The sequence below is a fragment of the Tenacibaculum sp. TC6 genome, from assembly GCF_050606265.1.
GTDB lineage: Bacteria > Bacteroidota > Bacteroidia > Flavobacteriales > Flavobacteriaceae > Polaribacter.
In genome coordinates this window covers 32,838-53,844 of record NZ_JBOCUK010000026.1, presented here as the reverse complement: position 1 = coordinate 53,844, position 21,007 = coordinate 32,838, and the positions used below count along the sequence as shown (strand labels likewise).

Here is a 21,007-nt window from a genome sequence, read left to right as displayed (position 1 = left end):
CTTTCTTTATAAACCTCATTACTTGATGTAATGAGGTTTTTTGTTTTATATGATTACTCTACTATTACAACTAAAAAAGAACCTATTTAAAGCCTCTTTTTATCCTCATACACCTTCTATCCTTTATTGTAAAAATCCGTAGCTTATAAAGTCTGTTTGAATGATAGCACCATAAAAAACTCAACCTGAATAGATTGAGTTTGTGTTAAAACAAGTGATAGAATTATAATTAAGCACTTAGTAAATTACCATCTCCTTTACTTGGGAGAGTGTCTCTTTTAGTTAAGTAAGTGTGTACTGCTTTTGCTGCTTCTCTTCCTTCAGAAATGGCCCATACTATTAATGATTGTCCTCTTCTCATATCGCCGGCAGTAAATATATTTGGTATGTTTGTTTGATAGTTGTTTGCTTCATAATTACCTCTTGAGTTTATTGTAATTCCCAATTGTTCTGCTAAAGATTTTTCAGGGCCTGTAAAACCTAAAGATAAAAGTACTAATTCACAAGGCCACGTTTTTTCTGTGTTTGGTTTTTCAATTAATTTAGGTCTTTCTCCGGGAACATTTTGCCATACAACTTCTACGGTCTTAACAGCAGTAAGTTTTCCTTGAGCATCCTTAATAAATTCTTTGGTATTAATTAACCATTGCCTTTCACATCCCTCTTCGTGTGAAGATGTAGTTTTCAGTTGCAAAGGCCAAAAAGGCCATGGAGTATCTACACTTCTATTGTTGGGAGGTTTTGGAAGTATTTCAAAATTTGTTACTGATTTCGCTCCTTGTCGATTGGCAGTACCAATGCAATCAGAACCAGTATCACCGCCTCCAATAACAATAACATTTTTGTTCTTTGCAGTAATTGATTGTTTTGTGTTGTCATCAAACAGCATTTTAGTTTGCTCTTTTAAATAATCCATAGCTTGGTGAATTCCTTCAATTTCTGAAGTGTTTGCTGGTAAATTTCTAGGAATAGTAGCCCCGCCACATAAAACAATAGCATCAAAATTTTTAAGTTTTTCAACACTGTAATTTGCACTTACATTTGTATTGGTTTTAAATATGATGCCTTCTTCTTCCAGGACTTTAATTCTTCGATCTATAATTTTTTTTTCTAATTTAAAATTTGGAATCCCATAGCGTAAAAGTCCTCCAACTTTATCATCTCTTTCAAATACGGTAACTAAATGGCCGCTTCTATTGAGTTGTTGAGCAGCAGCTAAGCCAGCAGGGCCCGAACCAACTACAGCTACAGTTTTTCCTGTTCTTTTTATGGGAGGATTAGGTTGTATCCAACCTTCTTTGAATCCTTTTTCAATAATATATTTTTCTATGTTTTCAATGGAAACCGGATTGTCAATAATGCCTAAAACACATGCTTTTTCACAGGGTGCAGGACAAAGCCTACCGGTAAATTCTGGGAAGTTATTCGTGCTGTGTAGTATTTCTAATGCTTTTTTCCATTCACCTTTATGAACATAATCATTAAAATCTGGAATTAAATTACCTAAAGGGCAACCACTATGACAGAATGGAACTCCACAGTTCATACATCTTGAACCTTGTGTTTGCAAAGTGTTTTTATCTAATGAAATAGTAAATTCATTATAGTTTTGTAAGCGTTCATGTACAGATTGCTGCTTTTCATTGATTCTTTTATATATTTTAAATCCTACTGTTTGTCCCATTTTTTATGCTGTTAATTGTTGTTGTTGCTGTTCTAATTTTTGCAAAGCTTTTTTATATTCTTTAGGAAATACTTTAATAAAGTGTTTTGATTGTGTGTTCCAATTATTTAGAATTTTGTTTGCAATATTACTTTTTGTGTATTTGTGGTGATTGGTTATTAATTGGTGTATAGTTTCTAAATCTTCGATAGTTGGTTTTTCTAGATCAACAGTTTCTAAATTGCATAAGGCGTCTTGAAATAGAGCGGTATTGGTGTATATATAGGCAAAGCCACCACTCATACCAGCCGCAAAGTTTTTTCCTGTATTTCCTAAAATTACTACTTTACCTCCGGTCATATATTCACAACCATGGTCACCAACACCTTCTACTACCGCTGTAGCCCCGGAATTTCTTACGGCAAATCGTTCACCGGCTATTCCATTTATATAAGCTTCTCCGGAAATTGCACCGTATAAACTAACATTTCCGGTAATGATATTGTTTTCGGCTTCGAAGTCTGCTGTTTCCGGCTTTTTAATAATTATTTTTCCTCCGGAAAGGCTTTTTCCTAAATAGTCATTAGTTTCACCTTCAACAAGAAGTGTTAGTCCATGAGTAGCAAAAGCACCAAAACTTTGTCCGGCTGATCCAATAAATTTTAGGTTTAATGTGTCTTCAGGAAGTCCTTGTTTACCGTGCAGTTTTGATATTTCATTAGATAGAATGGCTCCTACTGTTCTGTTAGTATTTTTAATTTTATATTTAAAGCTCAATGGAGTTTTATTCTGAATAGCCATTTTAGCTTCTTTATAAATTTTAAAATCTAGTACGGTTTCAAGGGAGTGTTCTTGTTTTTCAGTGTTATAGAGTTGTGTGTTATTGGTAGTTGGTTTGTATAGTATTTTAGATAAATCAATTCCTTTAGCTTTATAGTGATTGATTGCTTTTTTAGGATTCAATTTATGGACTTGACCTACCATATCATTTAGAGTTCTGAAACCTAATTGCGACATTATTTCTCTAAGTTCTTCTGCAACAAAGTACATGAAATTGATAACATGTTCAGGAGTGCCTTTAAAGTTTTTTCTAAGTTCAGGATCTTGTGTGGCTATTCCTACCGGACAGGTGTTTAAATGGCATGCACGCATCATAATACAACCAGAAGCAACAAGGGGGGCAGTAGCAAATCCGAATTCTTCCGCACCTAACAATGCTGCAATGGCCACATCTCTTCCTGTTTTCAACTGACCGTCGCATTCTAAAACTATTCTATTTCTCAGGTTGTTTAATACTAATGTTTGTTGAGCTTCAGCTAGGCCTAATTCCCAAGGCAGTCCGGCATGTTTAAGCGAGGTTAAAGGTGAGGCTCCGGTTCCTCCGTCAAATCCTGATATAAGAATAACATCTGCTTTGGCTTTGGCAACTCCTGCCGCAATAGTTCCAACACCTACCTTTGAAACTAATTTTACATTAATTCGTGCCTCTCTGTTAGCATTTTTTAAATCAAAAATAAGTTGTGCTAAATCTTCAATAGAATAAATGTCGTGATGTGGTGGAGGTGAAATTAATCCCACAAAAGGAGTAGAATTTCTAACTTTAGCAATCCAAGGAAATACTTTTTCTCCGGGTAATTGGCCTCCTTCTCCGGGTTTGGCACCCTGAGCCATTTTAATTTGAATTTCTTTAGCATTCGTTAAATAATTACTGGAAACACCAAAGCGCCCAGAAGCTACTTGCTTAATAGCACTGTTTTTAGAATCACCATTTTCTAAAGTTTTAAACCTTTCAGTATCTTCACCACCTTCACCTGAGTTACTTTTACCTCCAATTCTATTCATTGCAATGGCAAGGTTTTCATGAGCTTCTTTGCTTATAGAGCCTAATGACATGGCTCCGGTTTTAAATCGCTTTACAATTTCTGTCCAGGGCTCAACTTCTTCAATAGGAATCGGGTTTAGATTATTAAATTCTAATAACCCCCTGATAGTCATTAAATCTTTACTTTGATGATTTATTTGTTCTGCATAAGTAATGTAGTTTTCTTTACTTTTAGTTCTTACGGCTTGTTGAAGCTTTGCAATAGTATTAGGATTAAACATGTGTTTCTCTCCATTTCTTCTCCAACGATATTCTCCTCCGATAGGGAGTTCTAAATTGGCATCAATTGCCATTGAAGGAAAGGCACTCTTATGACGTGTAACAATATCTTTTTCTAATACATATAAACCTATACCTTCTATTCTTGAAGGAGTATTAGGGAAATACTTTTTAGTAAAGGATTGTTTGAGTCCTAAAATTTCAAATATTTGAGAAGCTCTGTATGAATGTAATGTTGAGATACCAATTTTATTCATAATTTTTAGTAAACCGGTACCTATGGCAGTATTATAATTTTCAACAGCCTGTGCTTTACTTAAATGCTTAATCGTACCAGTAGCTACTTCATGTTCTATAATTTCATTAACCAAATACGGATTGATGGCACTAGCTCCGTAACCAAATAAAGTGGCAAAATGATGGGGTTCACGGGCTTCAGCAGTTTCAATTACGATTCCGAATTGTGAGCGTTTTCCTTTTTTATTTAAAGAATGGTGTAAATATGAACAGGCTAATAAGGCTGGGATAGGTGCTTTTTTTTGTGTAACTCCTCTATCGGATAAAATAATAATATTAACTCCGTCATCTACCGCTTTTTCAGCTTGTATAAGCATTTTATCTAAAGCTGCTTCTAAGCCATTGACTCCTTTTTTATATTTATACAGTAGCGGAATGAGTGTTGATTTAAAATCCGGGTGTTTTATGTTTTTAAGCTTATCTAAATCTTCATTAGATATTACCGGGTTTTGTATTCTAAGTTTTTTAGCTTGCTCCGGAATAATATCAAAAATATTTCTATCGCCACCAATAGCTAAACTAATATCTGTAATTATTTCTTCTCTAATGCCGTCTAAAGGAGGGTTGGTAACTTGTGCAAAAAGTTGTTTAAAATAATTATAAAGTAATTGTGGTTGGTTTGATAATACTGCTAAAGGAGTATCTGTTCCCATTGATCCAATGGCTTCCTTTGCTTTTGAAGCCATTGGAGTTATAACCGTTGAAATATCTTCATAGGTATAACCAAAAACTTTTAACCTAGTTTTGTAATCTGTAACTTCATAAGTTGGAGGATTGTCTGTGTAAGGAACTTTTGCTAAAGGAAGTGTATGTTCTTGTACCCATTTTGAGTAGGGATATTTAGAAACAATTTTATTTTTTATTTCTTGGTCTTCAATAATTCGTCCTTCATTCATATCAACCAAAAACATTTTTCCGGGCTCAAGTCTACCGTGTTTAACTACATTTTGCGGGGGGACTTCTATGACTCCTATTTCTGAAGCCATGATAACAAAACCATCTTTGGTTACCGTATATCTTGACGGGCGTAAACCATTTCTGTCTAAAACAGCTCCTATATAATTTCCATCAGTAAAAGGGATAGATGCCGGTCCATCCCAAGGTTCCATAATGCATGAGTTATATTCATAAAAAGCTTTTTTATCATCAGGCATTACTTTATCTTTTTCCCAAGCTTCCGGTACCATCATCATTAATGCTTCCGGAAGAGATCTTCCTGTCATGAGTAGCAGTTCCAATGCCATATCCATAGAAGCCGAATCTGATTTGTTTTCTAAAATAATAGGAAACAATTTTTCAATATCTGCTTCAAACAAGGAACTTTTCATAAGTTCTTGTCGAGCACGCATTCTGCTAATGTTTCCTTTTAATGTGTTGATTTCTCCATTATGACACATGTAACGAAATGGTTGTGCTAAATCCCAAGAAGGAAATGTATTGGTTGAAAATCGTTGATGTACCAATGCTAAGCGAGTTACAACATCTTTTTCTTGTAAATCTTTGTAGTATATTCCTATATCTTCCGGAATTAACAAGCCCTTATAAATGATGGTGGTGGTTGATAAAGAGGGAAGATTAAAAGCATCAGCTTCTGATAGTTTAGAATTGGCTATAGTGTGCTCTGTTATTTTTCGGGCAGCAAATAACTTAGCAGCAAATTCTAAATCTGTTAAATTAGAGTTGTTTTTATCAATAAAAACTTGTTTGATATAGGGTTCAGATGTTGCGGCAATCTCACCAATGCAATCACTATTTACCGGAACGTCTCTCCATCCTAAAACACGCAACTCTTGGTGATGAAGTTCTTGCTCAAAAGCAGTCACACAAAATTCACGTTGATAGTTGTTTTTAGGAAGAAAAACCATGCCAACAGCGTATTCTTTGTAAGAAGGGATTTCGAATGTACATACGCGTTTAAAGAAATCATGAGGTATGTCTATTAAAATTCCGGCACCATCACCGGTTTTTCCGTCTGAACTAACAGCACCTCGATGCTCAAGTTTTACTAAAATTTCAAGAGCATTGTGAATAATAGTGTTTGATTTTTTTCCGTGTAAATTACAGATAAACCCGGCTCCACAATTATCTCTTTCAAATTCTTTTAAATACAGTCCTTGATCTTTCATAATCAGGTGGTTTTATAATTTAGTTAATCGTTTAGTCTAAATTCAGGGTAAGCACTAATGCCATGTTCTGCTTTATCTAAACCTTCGAGTTCTTCTTTTTCTGACACTCTGATTCCTACGGTTCTTTTTAAGGTATATATGATTAAAAAGGAAGTAATAGAACAAAATAGTGCATAGATGACTACTCCTAAGAGTTGAGATAAAAATTGATTAAATCCGGCAAGTTTTCCGAAGATTCCTACGGCTAAAGTGCCCCAAATTCCACAAGCAAGATGAACAGGAATAGCCCCAACAGGATCATCAAGTTTACATTTATCTATAAGAGCTACAGCAAAAACTACCAACACACCGGCAAAAGCTCCTATTAATATTGCATCAGTAGGCATCATTAAATCTGCTCCGGCTGTAATACCTACCAATCCTCCTAAAATTCCGTTTAAAAACATGGTAAGGTCATAGTTTTTATATCGTAATGAAGAAGTTAAAAAGGCAAAGACTCCTCCTGAGGCAGCAGCAAGACATGTGGTTACTAAAGTAATGGATGTTTTTTCAGGGTCAGCAGACAATACAGAACCTCCGTTAAAACCAAACCATCCAAACCATAGAATTAAAACACCTGCCGTAGCTAGTGGTATATTATGTCCCGGAATAGCTAAAGATTGTCCGTTTTTAAATTTTCCTATTCTGGCGCCTAGTAGCCAAACAGCTATAAGAGCAGCCCAACCTCCAACGGAATGTACTAAAGTTGACCCGGCAAAGTCATAAAAAGGAGTTTTTAAAGTATCAAGAAAACCTTTTCCCCATTTCCATGAACCGGCAATAGGATATACCAATCCTACATAAATAATTGTAAAAATTATAAAAGGACCTAACTTCATGCGTTCAGCAACGGCTCCTGAAACAATAGTGGCCGCTGTGGCAGCAAACATTCCTTGAAATAGAAAATCAGTCCAAAAAGTATATCCGTTATTATACGAAAGATCCAGAAGTCCGTTATGTAAAGGAGTACTAAGGCCAAATCCTGCAAAACCTAAAATACCCACAGAGTTTTCGTTAAATCCGGGATACATGAGGTTGAATCCAATAAAGCAGTACAGAAGAAGCCCTATGGTTATAATAAATATATTCTTAAATAGAATATTCATTGTATTTTTTTGTCTTGTTAAACCAATTTCTAAAAATGTAAATCCCAAGTGCATTATAAAAACCAGTGCTGTACAAAGCATCATCCATATATTATTTACGGTAAGCATATCCATGGTATTATTAGTTTAGTGTATTGTTTCCTTTTTCTCCGGTTCTGATTCGGTAACTTTCTTCAATGGTTGAAACAAATATTTTACCGTCACCTACCTCACCTGTTGAGGCAGCAGTTAGAATAGCTTGTATAGTAGGCTCTTTAAAATCATCATTCACTACGATTGACAGGTATCTTCTTTGAATGTCACTGGTACTGTAAGAAACACCTCTGTAAACATGACCTTCTTTTTCATTTCCTAGTCCGGTTACATCCCAGTATGAGAAAAAATTAACTCCAACTTGATGTAGAGCTTCTTTTACCTGATGAAATTTTGATTTTCGAATAATGGCTTCTATTTTTTTCATAAACAAGAGGTTTGTTAACTGTTTTTGTTGGTTTGATGCAATACAAATCTCTTTTAAAACTATCTAAAAAACAAATGGTTAGTGCTTGGTAGCCCCTCGAAAACGTTTTCAAAAAAGGATAGCGAGTTAAAAAAAGGGGGGTAAAAATAATAATGTAGTAAATTGAGGTTTGATGAAATAAATGAAAATAGAAACTAGTTAAAAAAGCATAATAATTTTATCAAATTCATAAAAATGCATTTTATCTAAAAAAAATATCTATTTTACTTATTTTTGATGTTTATATTTTATTGTTTTTAAGTTTTTATTGTTGTTTTTTTATTTATTATTACTTTTTATTGATAATATGTTAATTTATTTTTACTGAAAAAATCATTGTAAATTTGCAGACTATGAATTATCAATACTCATACTTAGTTACCATTCAATATTTAGGTTTTCGTTTTCATGGTTGGCAAAAACAACCGAATTTAAAAACAGTGCATTGGGCTATAGACAAAACACTGAAGTTTGTATGTCAAGGAGTCAGGAGTAAATCTGTGGGAGTTGGTAGAACTGATGCCAAAGTTTCTGCTACAGATTATTCGTTTCAATTATTTATTGATGAGAAACTTGATGAGTCTGAATTTATTAATAGTTTTAATAGAAACTCACCTTCAGATATTAGAGCTTTAGCTGTTAAAAGATTGTTAGATGAATCGTTTAATATTATTCAACATTCCAAAGTAAAAGAATACCGATATTATTTTTCTTACGGAGAAAAAAACCATCCATATTCCGCAGCATTTTTAACAGGAATCATAGGAGAGCTTGATGTTGATTTAATGATGAAAGGAGCGGCTTTGTTTAAAGGGTTGCATAATTTTAAACGGTATTGTACAAAACCCTCAGAAGAAACCAAAGTGGTACGTGAGATATTAGAATGTAAAATTGAGGTGAATACTGAGCTTACTGCATCTTTTTTTCCTGAAAAAAGTTATGTGTTAATTGTTAGAGGCGAAGGCTTTTTAAGAAATCAAATCCGATTAATAATGGGAGCTTTATTTGAGTTAGGAAAAGGAGTATATGATTTAGAGTTTATTGAGCAATCATTGAACCCTACGAGTCAAATAGATTTTTTAAAAACAATAGCACCTTCATCAGGCTTGCATTTACACTCTGTAGTATTTAAAAAAGAGTAGTTATCTTTTTAAATAATGCCTCCAAACCATCTTTCTAATACTTTTAAAGCCTAGTTTTTTATACAATTCGATGGCGCCCAAATTATTTTCAGCAACATGTAAAATAGGGATCTTTCCTTTTTCAATAATTTGTTTAGCGGTATAAGCAACTAATTGTTTTGCAAGTCCTTTTCTGGTATGATTTGGGTGTGTTACTACCGCGCTTATTTCAATAAAATTATCGAGTTGTAATCGTTCTCCTGTGGCAGCAACAAGCTTATTGTTACTAAATATACCATAGTAATCTCCCATTTCAAACGTACGCTTTTTGTAATAACCGGGCATTACTAGCCATACTAATTCATATAATTCTTCGATATGGTGTGTCGTTAGTTTTTCAATTGTATGAGTGTAATTAGGTTCGTTTAAGGTATTCACAATCATTTGTTCACAAGGAACGGTTTTATTTAGGAAAACCCTGCTATCATGTACAGGTTCATTGCCAACTATAAAAAAGCTATCAGTAAGTTTTGCGTAATAGTTAATGGCTTCTTTGGTTTTATTCAAATTCATGAACGCTCCAAAAGGACAAATTTCAGGTTTATAAAACCTAACACCGTCATAGTCTATAACAAATTTTTTATGCGTTTCATTAAGTGCATTCCATACGGGATTGCTTAGTTTTTCTGTTGATTTTTTCATTTCGCCTAAAATATAGTGTGGCTGTTAAAACTAGAATAAAAATAACAAAGTCCACCTAATTTGGTGGACCTTGATTAATTATTTCTTTTAAATGCCTCGCGGGCATAGAAGTTGATTTTTTTCAAAAAGATTAATCTTTTAATAAGCTTCTTGAAATTACTATTTTTTGAATTTCAGAAGTACCTTCATAAATCTGAGTAATTTTTGCATCACGCATTAAACGCTCAACGTGGTATTCTTTAACAAAACCATTTCCTCCGTGAATTTGAACCGCTTCAACACTTTGCTCCATAGCTACTTTTGAAGCATATAATTTAGCCATTGCTCCGGATTGATCATAGTTAATACCGGCATCTTTATCACAGGCAGCTTTCATTACTAAATGACGAGCTGCTGTAATTTCAGTGTACATATCCGCTAATTTAAAAGCAATAGCCTGGTGGTTACAAATTTCAGTACCAAAAGCTTTACGCTCTTTAGAGTATTTTAAGGCTAGTTCATAAGCTCCTGAAGCAATTCCTAAAGCTTGAGCTGCAATTCCTATACGCCCTCCTGATAAGGTTTTCATGGCAAATTTAAATCCAAAACCATCTTCACCTATTCTGTTTTCTTTTGGAACTTTTACATCATTAAATTGTAAGGTATGTGTGTCAGATCCACGAATACCTAACTTATCTTCTTTTGGACCAATATGGAAACCTTCCGTTCCTTTTTCAACAATAAAAGCATTAATGCCTCTATGCCCTTTGCTTCTGTCTGTTTGTGCAATTACTAAATATACATCGGCACGACCTCCGTTGGTAATCCAGTTTTTAGTACCGTTTAATAAATAATAATCTCCTTTATCTTCTGCTGTAGTTGCCTGTGATGTAGCATCACTACCAGCTTCAGGTTCACTTAAACAAAAAGCTCCGATTTGTTCACCTGTAGCTAATTTTGTTAAGTATTTTTGTTTTTGCTCTTCAGTTCCGTAAGATTCAAGACCATAACATACTAAAGAGTTATTTACAGATACCATTACTGAAGCTGAAGCATCAATTTTAGAAAGCTCTTCCATAATTAATACATAAGAAATGGTATCCATACCACTTCCTCCGTACTTTGGATCTACCATAACTCCCATAAAACCAAGTTCTCCCATTTTTCGGACTAACTCGTTTGGAAACTGTTGTTTCTCATCTCTTTCAATAACTCCCGGTAATAATTCATTTTGTGCAAAATCACGAGCTGCATCACGAATCATTAAATGTTCTTCAGTAAGGTTAAAATCCATCTATCTATTTATTAATTTATTTGTTAAATTCGTAAAAAATGTTTCCAAAGATAATTTTTTAATGTGAAATATTCAATAGAGTTTTCTATTTTTACTGAATATGTTAGAAGATTGCTTTTATGTTATTGGAATGATGTCAGGAACATCATTAGATGGTATTGATTTAGTGTATACTAAATTTGAAAAAGATAACTTTACCAACTTCCAAATTATACATTCCGATACTATTTCTTATACAAATGAATGGAGAAATACGTTGCAAGAAGCTATTCATTATTCTCCTTCTAAACTAAAAGAATTAGATGTTTTATATGGGGATTTAATAGGAGGAGTTATCAATAATTTTATTGAAAAAAAAATAATTGATAAGGTTGATTTTATAGCTTCACACGGACATACAATTATTCATCAACCGGATAAAGGAATTACACTACAAATAGGAAACGGGCAAACTATTGCAAATAAAACAGGTATAAAAGTGGTTTGTGATTTCAGATTACAAGATGTTAGGTTGGGAGGGCAAGGAGCTCCTTTAGTTCCTATTGGTGATAAATTACTTTTTGCTGACTATGAATATTGTGTAAACTTAGGAGGTTTTGCTAATCTATCATTTGAAGAAAAAGGTAAACGTATTGCTTATGATATTTGCCCTGTAAATATTGTGCTTAATTTTTATGCAAGAAAGTTGGGTGTTGAATATGATAATAAAGGAAGGTTAGCATTAAAAGGTGAATTAAATGAAAAGCTCTTAGGTAAATTAAATGCGTTATCATTTTATAATAAGAAACCTCCTAAATCTTTAGGTTTAGAGTGGGTGCAAGAAAATATTTTTCCTTTGATAGATAAAGAAGAACAAAATGTTTCTGTAATTCTAAGAACATTCACTGAACATGCAGCTATTCATATAGGAAAACAACTAAAAAAGAACACAAAAGTTTTGTATACAGGAGGAGGTGTATTTAATACTTTCTTAATGGAACGCATAGAATTTTATACAAAACAAAGAGTAGTTTTAAGAGAAAAGCAACTTATAGAGTATAAAGAAGCATTGATTTTTGCTTTTTTAGGGGTGTTACGGATTGAAAATCAAGTGAATTGTTTGTCGTCTGTTACTGGTGCACGAGAAGACCATTCATCTGGAGTGATTTTTAGAAAAGAAGATAACTAAACCACATATTTTAAATTAATGTTAAAAAAGCATAAAAACTAAGGAAACTTTTTTTACTTATAAAGTTTCCGTTGTATTTTAGCCCAGGTTTTTTGAAAGATTAATAATAAAAAAGAGTTATTAATAAATGATTTTATACTACTCAAAATATATTTTTTTGGTAAGTTTGTGAAGTAAAGAAAATAAAAAAACAATTAAAATGAATCAGCTTTAACTCCCCTTGATTGGGGCTAAATTTAAACAACACTAGACAGGCTATTGAAAGAAAAGAAAAATAAAGTTGAACATTATTTACAAGCAAAACATGAAAGATTTACTAAAGAAATATGAAGAAAAACAACCGGAAATAGTTTTTAATTGGAAAGATTCTGAAACTGAAGCTGAAGGTTGGACAGTTATAAATTCACTAAGAGGAGGTGCTGCCGGTGGTGGAACAAGAATGCGTAAAGGATTGGATAAATACGAAGTAATGTCTTTGGCAAAAACCATGGAAGTTAAGTTTACGGTATCTGGCCCGGCAATTGGAGGAGCAAAATCAGGAATTAATTTTGATCCGCATGATCCTCGAAAAAAAGGAGTTTTAGAGCGTTGGTATAAAGCGGTGGCTCCGTTATTAAAGAACTATTACGGAACGGGAGGAGATTTGAATGTGGATGAAATTCATGAAGTTATTCCAATTACTGAAGATAGTGGAGTGTGGCATCCTCAAGAAGGAGTGTTTAATGGCCATTTTAAACCTACAGAAGCAGATAAAATCAATAGAATAGGTCAGTTACGTCACGGAGTAATCAAAGTATTGGAAGATGAAAAATTATCTCCAAGTATTACTAGAAAATATACGGTAGCAGATATGATTACCGGTTACGGAGTAGCTGAAGCGGTTCGTCATTATTATGATATTTATGGCGGAAGTGTTGAAGGAAAAAGAGCCATTGTACAAGGTTTTGGAAATGTAGGGTCTGCCGCAGCCTATTACTTAGCTCAAATGGGAGCAAAGGTTGTAGGAATTATTGATCGAGTTGGTGGAGTTATTAAGGAAGAAGGGTTTACTTTTGATGAGATAAGAGCTTTGTTCTTAAAAAAAGACGGCAATACTTTAGTAGCTGAAAATATGATTCCTTTTGAAGAGATTAATGAAAAAATATGGAATTTACCTTGTGAAATTTTTGCACCATGTGCTGCTTCAAGATTAGTTACTCAGGAGCAAATTAATCAAATGATTCAAACAGGATTAGAAGTAATTTCATGCGGAGCTAACGTGCCTTTTGCTGATAAAGAAATCTTCTTTGGTCCTATAATGGAAGATACGGATAAAAAAGTAAGTTTAATACCGGATTTTATCTCTAACTGTGGAATGGCAAGAGTATTTGCTTATTTTATGGAAAGAAGAGTTGAAATGACGGATGAAGCTATTTTTGAAGATACTTCTAATACAATTAAAAAAGCACTTCAAAGAACATTTGCAAAAAGTGCCTCAAAAACAAAAATAAGCGAGACCGCTTTTGAAATAGCATTAAAAGAATTGATATAAAAAATAATATATGGAATCTGTAATCATAATAGTATTTGTACTAGGTTATCTAGCTATTACGCTTGAACATAATTTGAAACTAGATAAATTAATTCCTGCTCTGGGGATGATGGCAATTTGTTGGGCCATAGTAGCTTTAGGAGTTGATAGTTTTTCAAATTGGTTCGACTCAGGAAAACATGCTTTAGTAGAAGGTTTTTCATCATTAATGCATGATGATAAAATGCACCTAATGGAAGAAACACTTTTGCACCATTTAGGAAAAACAGCAGAGATTTTAGTTTTTCTATTAGGAGCTATGACTATTGTAGAAATTATTGATTACTTTGATGGTTTCGCAACAATTAAAAGTTATGTAAGAACAAGAAGTAAGAAAAGAATATTATGGTTGTTTTCAATCTTAGCATTTGTACTATCTGCTATTATTGATAATTTAACAGCAACTATTGTGTTAATTTCGATTCTTCAAAAAATTGTAAAAAAGAGAGAAGATCGTATTTGGTTTGCAGGTTTAATCATTATTGCAGCTAACGCAGGAGGGGCTTGGTCTCCTATCGGAGATGTAACCACTACAATGTTATGGATTGGTAAAAAAGTTACTTCAGGAAAACTGTTTTTATATCTGTTTATTCCTTCTCTATTATGTATGGCAGTTCCATCTTTTATCGCTTCATTCTTGCCAGCGTTTAAAGGACAAATAGATGCTGAAGAAAATGTTGAGGAGGAAAAACCACATAAATATAGTGCTATCATGTTATACCTTGGTTTAGGAGCTATTGTATTTGTACCTATATTCAAAACAGTTACGCATTTACCTCCGTATGTAGGTATGATGTTATCATTAGCAGTAGTAGCAACTTTTGCTGAAATTTATTCAAGAAGAAAATTCTCTTTAACTGATTTTGATAGTGCAGAGTCAGATGCTCATGCGCACCATAGCCCTGTTCATCATTCATTATCTAGAATTGAAATGCCGAGTATTCTGTTTTTCTTAGGGATTTTAATGGCGGTTGCAGCTTTAGAGTCGTTAGGAGTTCTGTTTAATTTTGCAGGATCATTACAAGAAACAATGCCTATGTTAGGAACAGAATTACATCATCAGGGAGTATCTGATTTAGTGGTGATGTTGCTAGGAGTTGGTTCGGCGGTTATTGATAACGTGCCATTAGTAGCTGCTTCTTTAGGAATGTTCTCTGAACCTTTAGATAACGAGTTATGGCATTTTATAGCTTTTGCGGCAGGAACCGGAGGTTCAATGTTGATTATTGGGTCAGCAGCTGGAGTTGTAGCCATGGGAATGGAAAAAATAGATTTCTTTTGGTATTTAAAAAAGATATCTTGGTTAGCATTAATTGGTTTTGTTGTAGGTTCATTGGTATTTATGGTGACAAGATCTTTGTTCTAAAAAAATAACTAAATAATAAAAAGAAAAGTCTTCCTTAATTATGAATATGAGGAAGACTTTTTTATACTTGTAGTAGTAAACAATTTTACATAAAACAAACCGTTAATTAAGTAGCGGAAAAATAAATTATAAACTCTAATTTTTAGTATTCATGCTATTATTTCAAGAAAGTCAAGAATTGGTTGAAGGAGTATCAGAAGAGAAAACATTATCTATTTATAAATTGATAATGGATGGTGGTGTAGGAGGGCAAATAATTATTGCATTATTATTTGTATTATTAGCAGTAGCCTTATACATATATTTTGAACGCTTTTTTGCCATAAAAGCAGCATCAAAAGTTGATAAAAATTTTATGAACCAAATTAAAGATCATGTAATGAATGGAAAGTTAGAGAGTGCTAAAGCATTATGTGATAATACCAATACGCCAACTGCCAGATTGATAGGAAAAGGGATTTCCAGAATAGGAAAACCATTAGATGATATAAACAAGGCAATAGAAAATGCCGGAAAATTAGAAGTATATCAATTAGAAAAAAATGTAAGTGTATTAGCAACTATAGCAGGAGCAGCACCTATGATTGGATTTTTAGGAACTGTAATTGGAATGATTGTTGCTATTCATGAAATAGCTAATTCAGGAGGACAGATTGATATAAAAATGCTTTCTGACGGATTATATACAGCAATGACAACTACTGTAGCCGGTTTAATAGTGGGAATTATAGCCTATATTACCTATAACCATTTGGTGGTTAGAACAGACAAGGTAGTGTATCAGATGGAAGCAAAATCTGTAGAATTTTTAGATCTTTTAAATGAGCCTGTATAATGAATATCAGAGGAAGGAATAAAGTTGATCCAAGTTTTAACATGTCTTCGATGACAGATATTGTTTTTCTGTTACTGATATTTTTTATGTTAACATCAACATTAGTTACGGTAAGTGCCATTGATGTTTTATTGCCAAAAGCAGGTGGTAAAACAGAAAATAAAACATCTGTAGCTGTAACAATTACTAAAAATTCATCTTTTTATATTGATAAATCAAAGATAAACACTGAAGACCTGGAGAGAGAATTGCTTACAAAAGTGGGAGCAGACAAGAAAAAAGTAGTGGTAATTCGTGGAGATCAAGATGTGCCTTATAAAAATGTAATGAAGGTAATTGATATTGCCAATAAAAATAAACTGAAAATGATTTTGGCCGTTAAAGGCAAGTAATGTATGTTGTTATTAGATACCAAACATAAAAGAAAATCAGCAATTATAACAGTTATTATTATGCTGTTATTGTTGTTTGGTATATTCAATTTCGGAATGAAATATTTAGATCCTCCGATTGAATATGGTTTAGCTATTAACCTAGGAAATTCTGAAGTAGGTAGTGGCGAGCCGGTGGAAAAGACAAAACAGCAATCATCTCCTGAAAAAACAGAGGAAGTAGTAGAGGAAAAAGTTGAAGAAGTAACCAAAGAAACTGTTGAGGAAGAGGTGTTGACTGATGATACAGCGAAAGATGTTCCTGTAATAGAAAAAAGTAAAGAGAAAAAAGAAGCAGTAAAAGAAACTCCTAAAGAAGTAAAACCAAAAGAAAAACCTAAGCCATCTAAAGCAACAACTGATGCATTAAACAGTTTGCTAAACGGAACTTCAAAAGATGGAACTACTACCGGAGAAGGTGATGATGCTAAACAAGGAGTAAAAGGAAATCAAAACGGAGATCCTAATTCATCTAAATATTATGGTAATTCAGGAAGTGGTTCTGGAGGGAATTATAATTTAGCGGGAAGAAAAGCACTTTCTAAACCCATTGAAAAACCAAATTGTCAAGAAGAAGGGACGGTTGTAGTAAGTATAGAAGTAGATAAAAACGGAAAAGTATTGAAAGCTGTTCCGGGAGCGAGAGGAACTACAAATTCGGCTCCATGTTTATTCGATGCAGCTCAAAAAGCAGCTTTAAAAACAACATGGAATCCTGATGGTAATGCACCATCTAAGCAAAAAGGAACTATTGTGTATAAGTTTTCTTTATCTCAATAATAGTATTCATTAAAGTAATTTTTGTTATAATGACATACCAAGAAACGTTAGATTGGATGTTTGCTCAGTTACCTATGTATCAACGTGAGGGTAAAACGGCATTCAAAAAAGATTTAACAAATACGATTGCGCTTGCAAATCATTTAGGTAACCCTGAAAATAAGTTTAAATCGATTCATGTAGGAGGTACTAATGGCAAAGGCTCAACAAGTCATATGTTAGCTTCCATTTTGCAGGAAGCAGGTTATAAAGTAGGATTATATACTTCACCACATTTAAAAAACTTTACGGAGAGAATTCGTATTAATGGAGAAGAAATTTCAAGGGAAGCTGTTGTTGATTTTATAACTGAAAATAAATCCTTTTTAGAACAGCAAAAATTGTCTTTTTTTGAAATGACAGTAGGATTGGCTTTTAACGAGTTTGAAAAACAAAAAGTAGATATCGCAATTATAGAAGTTGGTCTGGGAGGAAGGTTAGATTCAACTAATATTATAACGCCTGAAGTAGCTGTTATTACTAATATAGGCTTAGATCATACTCAGTTTTTAGGGGAAACATTACCTGAAATAGCTTTTGAAAAAGCAGGAATTATTAAAAAAGATGTTCCTGTAGTAATTGGAGAAAAACAAGAAGAAACTACAGAGGTTTTTGAAAAAAAAGCCAGAGAGTATAATGCTAAACTTGTTTTTGCTTCAGATGATCAGAATATATATAAGACAGATTTGTTAGGAGATTATCAAATTAACAATACTAGAACAGCTGTAAATGCTATTAAGGAGTTAACTGGTTTTAAGGTTACTGAAGAACATATCAAAAAAGGTTTGTTAAATGTGGTTAAAAACACAAATTTGAAAGGAAGGTGGCAGGTGTTACAAGAGTTTCCGAAAATTATTTGTGATACAGCGCATAATAAAGAAGGATTACAATATGCCTTAAAACAATTAGAAAAAGAAAAATACAAGGTATTGCATATTGTTTTGGGAGTGGTTTCTGATAAAAATTTAGATGAAGTTTTACCTTTATTTCCTGTTAAGGCTACGTACTATTTTTGTAAACCGGACATCCCAAGAGGGCTAAATGAGGAAGAATTAGCTGAAAAAGCAAAAGAATATGAGCTTAACGGTGAAATTTTTAATTCTGTAAACTCTGCGTATAATAAATTGATAATGAATCTAAAAGAAGGAGATGTAGCGTATATTGGAGGAAGTACTTTTGTGGTAGCTGAAATTTTATAGAAAAAAGTTGAAAAAAAGTATTGTCAATTCTAAAAACTGTTATATATTTGCATCCGCAATTAACAAGTAAGGGCGCGTAGCTCAGTTGGTTCAGAGCACTTGGTTTACACCCAAGGGGTCAGGGGTTCGAATCCCTTCGCGCCCACAAAATCTTGAAAGTTAAATTGCAAAACGGGCGCGTAGCTCAGTTGGTTCAGAGCACTTGGTTTACACCCAAGGGGTCAGGGGTTCGAATCCCTTCGCGCCCACAGATGGAAAACCTCACTAGAAATAGTGAGGTTTTTTGTTTTTATTTAGTAAGTAACATTTTTGTAACTTCGTGAGCTAAAAATATTTTTTAAATTAATGAGTAAACCGATTATTGCTATTATAGGTTTAGGGTACGTAGGACTTCCTTTAGCTAGGCTTTTTGCAACAAAATATGCCGTTGTTGGATTTGATATAAAAGAGACAAGAATTAATGAATTAAAGAAAGGGATAGATGCTACTTTAGAAATTGAAAAGAAGGAGTTGGAAGAAGTGTTGAAAGTTGATTTTAATCAAAATAAAGGGCTTTTTGTTACGTCTGACACCAAGTTTTTGAAGGATTGTAATTATTATATAGTCACAGTACCAACTTCAGTAGATAAAAATAACCAACCTGTTTTAGAACCTCTTTTATCTGCAAGTGCAACAATAGCCGAAAATTTAAAAGAAGGAGATGTCGTTATTTATGAGTCTACGGTATATCCAGGAGCTACAGAAGAAGATTGTGTACCTGTTTTAGAGGAGAAGTCTGGATTAGTGTTTAATAAAGATTTTTTTGTAGGGTATTCACCGGAAAGAATTAGTCCGGGAGACAAAATTAGAACTGTAGAAAATATTTTAAAAGTAACGTCAGGTTCTACTCCTGAAACCGCACAGAAAGTAGATGAGTTGTATAATTCTGTTTTAAAAAAAGGAACTCATTTAGCTTCTTCAATTAAGATAGCAGAAGCAGCAAAAATCATAGAAAATTGTCAAAGAGATATCAATATTGCTTTTGTTAATGAATTGGCGAAGATTTTTAATTTGATGAATATTAATACAAGTGAAGTGTTAGAGGCAGCGGCTACAAAATGGAATTTTTTACCATTTAAACCAGGATTGGTTGGTGGGCATTGTATTGGTGTAGATCCTTTTTATTTGGCGCAAAAAGCTCAACAATTTGGTTATTATCCTGAGATTATTTTGTCAGGAAGACGGCTGAATGATAGTATGGGAGCTCATGTGGCTTCAGAGGTAATTAAATTAATGATTGATAGAGAAGTAAAAGTTAAAAAAGCAGCTGTTTTAATTTTAGGTTTTACTTTTAAAGAAAATTGTCCGGATGTAAGAAACACAAAGGTTATTGATGTTTACCATTCATTAAAAAGTTACGGTGTTGAGGTAAATGTTTATGATCCTTTGGCTAGAAAAGATGAGGTTTATGAAGAGTACGGTGTAAAATTAACAGAGAATATTGAGGGAGAAAAATATGATGCAATTGTGTTGGCAGTTTCACATGAAGAATTTAAAACTATAGATGTTTTAAATTTTCAGAAGAAAAAATCAGTAGTATATGATGTGAAAAACTTTTTAGTTTCTAAAGATAAGACATTGTAATGAAACTAGGGTGTTTAAAATAATCATTAAATTAAGGTAAGATATTCTTCTAGATATTAAGGTTATATATGATTATTATAAACGATAAAATCAAAACATGAAAAATTTTGCATTAATAGGGGTTGCAGGGTATGTTGCTCCAAGACATTTGAAAGCAATAAAAGAAACGGGTAATAATCTGATAGCGGCTCTTGATAAGTCTGATAGTGTTGGAGTTTTAGATAGTTATTTTCCAGATGCTGATTTTTTTGTTGAACTTGAACGTTTTGATCGTCATATTGAAAAATTAAAAAGAAAAGAAAATACATGCTTAGATTATTTAAGTATTTGTACTCCTAATTATTTACATGATTCACATATTCGTTTTGCGCTTAGAAGTGGTGCTAATGCAATATGTGAAAAACCATTAGTGTTAAACCCATGGAATTTGGATGTTTTAGAAGCTATAGAAAATGAGTCAAAAGGAAAAATTAACACAATACTTCAATTACGATTACACCCAGATATAATAGCGCTTAAAGAGAAGGTTGAAAGAGAGAAAAAGAATGAAAAATATGATGTTGATTTAACATATATTACGTCAAGAGGAAGTTGGTATCAAACGTCATGGAAGGGAGAAGAAAGTAAATCTGGAGGAATTGCAACCAATATAGGGATTCATTTTTTTGATATGTTACTTTGGATATTTGGTGAGGTGCAAGAATGCAGGGTTTATTTAAAAGAAAAAGATAAAATGTCGGGATATTTGGAATTGGAAAAAGCAAGGGTTAGATGGTATCTTTCTATTGATAAAAATACACTTCCTAAAAAAAATAGAGAATTAGGGCAAAATATCTATAGACACATGATGGTTGATGGAGAAGAGATAGAGTTTAGTGACGGTTTTACAGATTTGCATACTAAAAGTTATGAGTATATATTAAAAGGAAAAGGATTTGATTTATTGGATGCTAAACCATCTGTTAATTTAGTATATGATATAAGAAATAAGGAGAGGGTAAATTTTGGAGAAAAACATTTTTTATTATGAAAGAAGACCTATATTTGTGCTTCAAAAAGTAAAAAGAAA

Annotated in this window: 16 protein-coding genes and 2 tRNA genes; 12 read left to right on the top strand and 6 right to left on the bottom strand. The window is 33.1% G+C overall.

Annotated features, from left to right (window positions below; all coding sequences use genetic code 11):
- Positions 1-229: 229 nt before the first annotated feature.
- Genes ACQY1Q_RS13200 through ACQY1Q_RS13185 form a run of 4 tightly spaced genes read right to left on the bottom strand, consistent with a single transcriptional unit; the run spans position 230 to position 7,792 of the window.
- Positions 230-1,684, bottom strand: coding sequence for a glutamate synthase subunit beta (locus ACQY1Q_RS13200; RefSeq protein WP_431005791.1), 1,455 nt, complete (start codon positions 1,682-1,684; stop codon positions 230-232).
- Between the two features lie 3 nt (positions 1,685-1,687).
- Positions 1,688-6,187, bottom strand: coding sequence for a glutamate synthase large subunit (gene gltB / locus ACQY1Q_RS13195; RefSeq protein WP_431005790.1), 4,500 nt, complete (start codon positions 6,185-6,187; stop codon positions 1,688-1,690).
- Between the two features lie 23 nt (positions 6,188-6,210).
- Complete coding sequence (locus ACQY1Q_RS13190) at positions 6,211-7,446, bottom strand: ammonium transporter (protein WP_431005789.1); 1,236 nt, start codon at positions 7,444-7,446, stop codon at positions 6,211-6,213.
- Between the two features lie 7 nt (positions 7,447-7,453).
- Complete coding sequence (locus tag ACQY1Q_RS13185; RefSeq protein ID WP_431005788.1) at positions 7,454-7,792, bottom strand: P-II family nitrogen regulator; 339 nt, start codon at positions 7,790-7,792, stop codon at positions 7,454-7,456.
- Between the two features lie 392 nt (positions 7,793-8,184).
- On the opposite strand from ACQY1Q_RS13185, the gene ACQY1Q_RS13180 reads away from it, so the two are divergent.
- Positions 8,185-8,973: a tRNA pseudouridine(38-40) synthase TruA gene (locus ACQY1Q_RS13180; RefSeq protein ID WP_431005787.1), complete on the top strand. Its 789-nt coding sequence runs from the start codon at positions 8,185-8,187 to the stop codon at positions 8,971-8,973.
- On the opposite strand, the gene ACQY1Q_RS13175 is transcribed toward ACQY1Q_RS13180, so the two are convergent.
- Together ACQY1Q_RS13175 and ACQY1Q_RS13170 are read right to left on the bottom strand one after the other, a co-directional pair.
- Positions 8,974-9,654: a GNAT family N-acetyltransferase gene (locus ACQY1Q_RS13175; protein ID WP_431005786.1), complete on the bottom strand. Its 681-nt coding sequence runs from the start codon at positions 9,652-9,654 to the stop codon at positions 8,974-8,976. It lies immediately after the preceding gene.
- A gap of 130 nt (positions 9,655-9,784) precedes the next feature.
- Entirely contained in the window at positions 9,785-10,927 is a 1,143-nt protein-coding gene (locus ACQY1Q_RS13170) for an acyl-CoA dehydrogenase (protein WP_431005785.1), read from the bottom strand.
- Positions 10,928-11,027: 100 nt separating this feature from the next.
- On the opposite strand from ACQY1Q_RS13170, the gene ACQY1Q_RS13165 reads away from it, so the two are divergent.
- The 11 genes from ACQY1Q_RS13165 to ACQY1Q_RS13115 all read left to right on the top strand — a co-directional run bounded on the left by ACQY1Q_RS13165 (position 11,028) and on the right by ACQY1Q_RS13115 (position 20,968).
- The gene (locus ACQY1Q_RS13165; protein ID WP_431005784.1) at positions 11,028-12,095 is read left to right on the top strand and encodes an anhydro-N-acetylmuramic acid kinase; all 1,068 of its coding nucleotides are present in this window, start codon (positions 11,028-11,030) and stop codon (positions 12,093-12,095) included.
- A 304-nt stretch (positions 12,096-12,399) separates the two neighbouring features.
- Entirely contained in the window at positions 12,400-13,626 is a 1,227-nt protein-coding gene (locus tag ACQY1Q_RS13160) for a Glu/Leu/Phe/Val dehydrogenase dimerization domain-containing protein (protein WP_431005783.1), read from the top strand.
- Between the two features lie 10 nt (positions 13,627-13,636).
- Positions 13,637-15,031: a sodium:proton antiporter NhaD gene (gene nhaD, locus ACQY1Q_RS13155; protein WP_431005782.1), complete on the top strand. Its 1,395-nt coding sequence runs from the start codon at positions 13,637-13,639 to the stop codon at positions 15,029-15,031.
- A 151-nt stretch (positions 15,032-15,182) separates the two neighbouring features.
- The gene (locus tag ACQY1Q_RS13150; protein WP_431005781.1) at positions 15,183-15,866 is read left to right on the top strand and encodes a MotA/TolQ/ExbB proton channel family protein; all 684 of its coding nucleotides are present in this window, start codon (positions 15,183-15,185) and stop codon (positions 15,864-15,866) included.
- A complete protein-coding gene (locus ACQY1Q_RS13145) occupies positions 15,866-16,258 on the top strand; it encodes an ExbD/TolR family protein (protein ID WP_431005780.1) in 393 nt (130 codons plus the stop codon). The genes ACQY1Q_RS13150 and ACQY1Q_RS13145 overlap by 1 nt, the downstream gene beginning before the upstream one ends.
- Positions 16,259-16,261: 3 nt before the next feature.
- The gene (locus ACQY1Q_RS13140; protein WP_431005779.1) at positions 16,262-17,077 is read left to right on the top strand and encodes an energy transducer TonB family protein; all 816 of its coding nucleotides are present in this window, start codon (positions 16,262-16,264) and stop codon (positions 17,075-17,077) included.
- Between the two features lie 29 nt (positions 17,078-17,106).
- Positions 17,107-18,315: a bifunctional folylpolyglutamate synthase/dihydrofolate synthase gene (locus ACQY1Q_RS13135; RefSeq protein ID WP_431005778.1), complete on the top strand. Its 1,209-nt coding sequence runs from the start codon at positions 17,107-17,109 to the stop codon at positions 18,313-18,315.
- 70 nt (positions 18,316-18,385) lie between these two features.
- A tRNA-Val gene (locus ACQY1Q_RS13130) sits at positions 18,386-18,460 on the top strand.
- A gap of 28 nt (positions 18,461-18,488) precedes the next feature.
- A tRNA-Val gene (locus ACQY1Q_RS13125) sits at positions 18,489-18,563 on the top strand.
- Positions 18,564-18,660: 97 nt separating this feature from the next.
- Positions 18,661-19,938 (top strand): nucleotide sugar dehydrogenase, encoded by a 1,278-nt coding sequence (locus tag ACQY1Q_RS13120; protein WP_431005777.1) that lies wholly within the window; start codon positions 18,661-18,663, stop codon positions 19,936-19,938.
- Between the two features lie 97 nt (positions 19,939-20,035).
- Positions 20,036-20,968, top strand: coding sequence for a Gfo/Idh/MocA family oxidoreductase (locus tag ACQY1Q_RS13115; protein ID WP_431005776.1), 933 nt, complete (start codon positions 20,036-20,038; stop codon positions 20,966-20,968).
- Positions 20,969-21,007 lie beyond the last annotated feature (39 nt).

Coding starts and splice junctions, on each gene's coding strand:
- ACQY1Q_RS13180 (WP_431005787.1), top strand. CDS start 8,185: ATGAATTATCAATACTCATACTTAGTTACCATTCAATATTTAGGTTTT.
- ACQY1Q_RS13145 (WP_431005780.1), top strand. CDS start 15,866: ATGAATATCAGAGGAAGGAATAAAGTTGATCCAAGTTTTAACATGTCT.
- ACQY1Q_RS13160 (WP_431005783.1), top strand. CDS start 12,400: ATGAAAGATTTACTAAAGAAATATGAAGAAAAACAACCGGAAATAGTT.
- gltB (WP_431005790.1), bottom strand. CDS start 6,187: ATGAAAGATCAAGGACTGTATTTAAAAGAATTTGAAAGAGATAATTGT.
- ACQY1Q_RS13165 (WP_431005784.1), top strand. CDS start 11,028: ATGTTAGAAGATTGCTTTTATGTTATTGGAATGATGTCAGGAACATCA.
- ACQY1Q_RS13170 (WP_431005785.1), bottom strand. CDS start 10,927: ATGGATTTTAACCTTACTGAAGAACATTTAATGATTCGTGATGCAGCT.
- ACQY1Q_RS13140 (WP_431005779.1), top strand. CDS start 16,262: ATGTTGTTATTAGATACCAAACATAAAAGAAAATCAGCAATTATAACA.
- ACQY1Q_RS13200 (WP_431005791.1), bottom strand. CDS start 1,684: ATGGGACAAACAGTAGGATTTAAAATATATAAAAGAATCAATGAAAAG.
- ACQY1Q_RS13135 (WP_431005778.1), top strand. CDS start 17,107: ATGACATACCAAGAAACGTTAGATTGGATGTTTGCTCAGTTACCTATG.
- ACQY1Q_RS13150 (WP_431005781.1), top strand. CDS start 15,183: ATGCTATTATTTCAAGAAAGTCAAGAATTGGTTGAAGGAGTATCAGAA.
- ACQY1Q_RS13175 (WP_431005786.1), bottom strand. CDS start 9,654: ATGAAAAAATCAACAGAAAAACTAAGCAATCCCGTATGGAATGCACTT.
- ACQY1Q_RS13120 (WP_431005777.1), top strand. CDS start 18,661: ATGAGTAAACCGATTATTGCTATTATAGGTTTAGGGTACGTAGGACTT.
- ACQY1Q_RS13115 (WP_431005776.1), top strand. CDS start 20,036: ATGAAAAATTTTGCATTAATAGGGGTTGCAGGGTATGTTGCTCCAAGA.
- nhaD (WP_431005782.1), top strand. CDS start 13,637: ATGGAATCTGTAATCATAATAGTATTTGTACTAGGTTATCTAGCTATT.
- ACQY1Q_RS13190 (WP_431005789.1), bottom strand. CDS start 7,446: ATGGATATGCTTACCGTAAATAATATATGGATGATGCTTTGTACAGCA.
- ACQY1Q_RS13185 (WP_431005788.1), bottom strand. CDS start 7,792: ATGAAAAAAATAGAAGCCATTATTCGAAAATCAAAATTTCATCAGGTA.